The 1,565-nt window shown below is 48.1% G+C and carries 1 protein-coding gene; it reads left to right on the plus strand.

What is annotated here, in order from left to right; translation table 11 throughout:
• Nucleotides 1–138: 138 nt before the first annotated feature.
• A complete protein-coding gene (locus FC18_RS05300; RefSeq protein ID WP_054680734.1) occupies nucleotides 139–1,545 on the plus strand; it encodes an IS5 family transposase in 1,407 nt (468 codons plus the stop codon).
• Nucleotides 1,546–1,565: the final 20 nt, after the last annotated feature.

Below are 1,565 nucleotides of genomic sequence, written 5' to 3' on the forward strand. Positions count from 1 at the left end.
TAGTGGCTGGTGAATAATTTGTCCAAGTTATCTGTAACAGCTCCTTAACCCGTTATTGTTGTATAATAGATGCATAGGAATTCCCGGTATTCCGTCAATCCCCATGCACTTTACACAACCCTATCGGAGGCGTTATCCATGGTTTATCGTCAAACAGTCACGCAACTCTCAATTGAATCCTTTGGTACTGCACTGAGCACACCGCTCAGTGCAGACAACGAGTGGGTTCAGCTTGCGGATCAAATGCCATGGCAGAAGTTAAGCGAGGCATACCAATTGGCTTTTCCTTCGAAGCTTGGCCGTGCTGGTAAACCATTTCGCCTGTTGTATGGTGCTCAGTTGATCAAGCAACGAACTGGTTTGTCTGATCGAGACGTTGTCGAAGCGATTCGTGACACCCCGGCTTATCAATACTTCATTGGTATCCCTCAGTATCAACTTAAAGTCCCATTCGATCACACGGCGCTGTCGTACTTTCGCCGGCGGATCGCGCCGATTTCTGAATTGATCCGCAATATCATGACCGATACGGTTCGGGAACGACTTCAACGCCACTTACCAACCAAGTCGGTGATGATCACCGACGCAACTTGTACTCCGGTGAATATCAAGTTTCCCCAAGATACGCATCTACTTAATCAGGCGAGAACAAACCTAGAAGATGACATTAAAGTCATGGCTAAACAGCTTCAAATTGCACCACCACGGACTTACAAGCGTGAAGCTCACGCAAAGTGGACTGCCTTTTCACGCAAACCACGACGTTGGGGGAAGCTCACACAAAAGCAAATCAAAGCCCAACTTCAATACATTCGTCGCGACTTGCGCTATGTCGATGAGATGATCGACCAAGGTGCGACCTTGACCGCGGCGCGGGCTAAGCGACTTGGCGTCATTCGCTTAGTCTTTGACCAACAAGATTACATGTATCGCAACCACACGCATCGTGTCGAAAACCGGATCGTAAGCTTAAGTCAGCCGGAGATTCGTCCAATCATGCGAGGTAAATCAAAGTCCCCGGTTGAGTTTGGACCAAAGATCGATGTTTCGATCATGGATGGCGTGATTGACATTGAGCGTTTCTCTTTCAATGCCTTCAATGAAAGTGGTGACCTTGGATCGACACTTGATCACTACTACGACGTGCACGGCGAATATCCAGACGAGGTACTGTTGGACACACTGTATCGAACTCGCGAAAACATTGGGATGTGTGCCAACCTTGGTATCCGCGTGAGTGGACCGCGGCTTGGACGTAAACCAAAGCATGTGGATCCAGCACAGCGCCATCAGGATCAAGACGCAGAGAACCGCCGCGGCGAAATTGAACGCCGATTCTCGTTCGTAAAGGGGAATCTCGGATTGGATCTTGTCAAAGAGAAGACCGCAGAGACAATTGCGGTTGCCGTAGACACTGGTGTGGTCATGGCGAATTTGGAAAATCTTCTCGCAGTTTTAAGTAGACCAATTTCGATTACTGCCAAAAAGAATAAGACTGCGGTGAAGATTGATTACAAAGTTATCGTGGATTTGCCTGAAAGTTAGGGCTAATTCACCAGCCACTA

The sequence above is a fragment of the Lacticaseibacillus sharpeae JCM 1186 = DSM 20505 genome (genome assembly GCF_001436225.1).
GTDB classification, from domain to species: domain Bacteria; phylum Bacillota; class Bacilli; order Lactobacillales; family Lactobacillaceae; genus Lacticaseibacillus; species Lacticaseibacillus sharpeae.

Coding starts and splice junctions, on each gene's coding strand:
- FC18_RS05300 (WP_054680734.1), top strand. CDS start 139: ATGGTTTATCGTCAAACAGTCACGCAACTCTCAATTGAATCCTTTGGT.